The organism is Mesorhizobium sp. M7A.F.Ca.CA.002.15.2.1 (assembly GCF_003998715.1).
Lineage (GTDB): Bacteria > Pseudomonadota > Alphaproteobacteria > Rhizobiales > Rhizobiaceae > Mesorhizobium > Mesorhizobium ciceri.
This window is the reverse complement of sequence record NZ_RZPI01001004.1, coordinates 1-1,305: the sequence shown is the minus strand read 5'-3', so window position 1 is coordinate 1,305 and position 1,305 is coordinate 1. Positions and strand designations below refer to the sequence as shown.

The following is a 1,305-nucleotide window of genomic DNA, read 5'->3' as shown; positions in this document are numbered from 1 at the left end:
GATCAGCGCCAGTGCCCGATAGGTGCTGAGCGTTCCCAACGTGACGATGAAGGGCTGCAGCCCAACATGGGCGACGAGCACGCCGTTGACGAGGCCGCAGGCAAGACCAATGGCGAAGCCGGCGGCGATGGCCAGCGGAAACGGCACGCCGGCGACCATCATAGAGGCCGAGATGACGGCCGAGAGTGCTGCCGTCGGCCCGACCGACAGGTCGATGCCGCCGGAGATGATGACCAGCGTCATGCCCAGCGCCAGACAGGCATTGATGCTCGACTGCTGCAGGATGTTGATCAGGTTGCGCTCGGCGAAAAAGCCGGGCACCAGCGCGCCGAACACGGCCAGGATCACGACAAGCCCGATCAGCGTGCCGGCGTCGCGCATGGAAACACCGCGCAGGAATTCGGCCTGGGACCGCACCAGAGTGGCATCCGACATATCCGTCACCTACTGCCTTGCCGGCTGTGCGGCCGGCGTTTGCGTTTGCGGGATGGCGTGCGCCGCGATCGCCTGTTCTGAGAGATTTGCCCTATCGAGTTCGGCGGCGATGGTGCCGTCGCGCATGACCAACACGCGGTCGGCAAGCCGGATCACCTCGGGCAGTTCGGAGGAGACGACGACCACCGCATGGCCCTCGGCGGCGAGTTCCTCGATCAGATGATAGATCTCCGCCTTGGCGCCGACATCGATGCCGCGCGTCGGCTCGTCGAACAAGAGGATGCGTGTTCCCGCCGCCAGCCAGCGGCCGATGATCGCCTTCTGCTGGTTGCCGCCGCTGAACAGGCGGATCGGCCGGTCGAGCAGGAATGGGCGCAGATTGACGCGGCTCATCTTCTCGGCCGCCACCTGTTTCAACCTGGCGTGATCGATGAGGCCGCGCGGCGCGAACACGGCCATCGAGGCCAGCGCCATATTGCTGGTGATCGAGCGCAGCGGCACGATGCCTTCGCGTTTGCGCTCCTCCGGCACCAGTCCGACGCCGGCGGCAATCGCGTCACGCGGGCTGAAGAACCGTGCCGCCTTGCCGTCGATTGCAATCGTCCCGGCCGTGGCGCGATCGGCGCCGGCCAAGAGCCGCAGCAGTTCAGTGCGGCCGGAACCGACCAGGCCGGCAATGCCCAGCACCTCGCCGCGATGCAGATCGAACGACACGTTGCGCACCTTCGTCGCCGAGGAGAGGCCACGCGCGCTCAGCATGACCTTGTTCGTGGCATGGGAATTATGCTGCTCCTGCGCCAGTTCGCGGCCGACCATCATCGCCACGACCGCTTTCTCCGACAGGTCGTTCAGATCGACGGAATCGACGAC

The 1,305-nt window shown here is 66.0% G+C and carries 2 protein-coding genes; both read right to left on the bottom strand.

The window, feature by feature from the left end; all coding sequences use genetic code 11:
* Nucleotides 1–435 (bottom strand): ABC transporter permease (locus ENZ74_RS32025; RefSeq protein ID WP_164761416.1); only part of this gene is annotated, 435 nt, incomplete at its 3' end.
* 9 nt (nt 436–444) lie between these two features.
* Nucleotides 445–1,305 (bottom strand): ATP-binding cassette domain-containing protein (locus ENZ74_RS32020; RefSeq protein WP_164761415.1); only part of this gene is annotated, 861 nt, incomplete at its 5' end.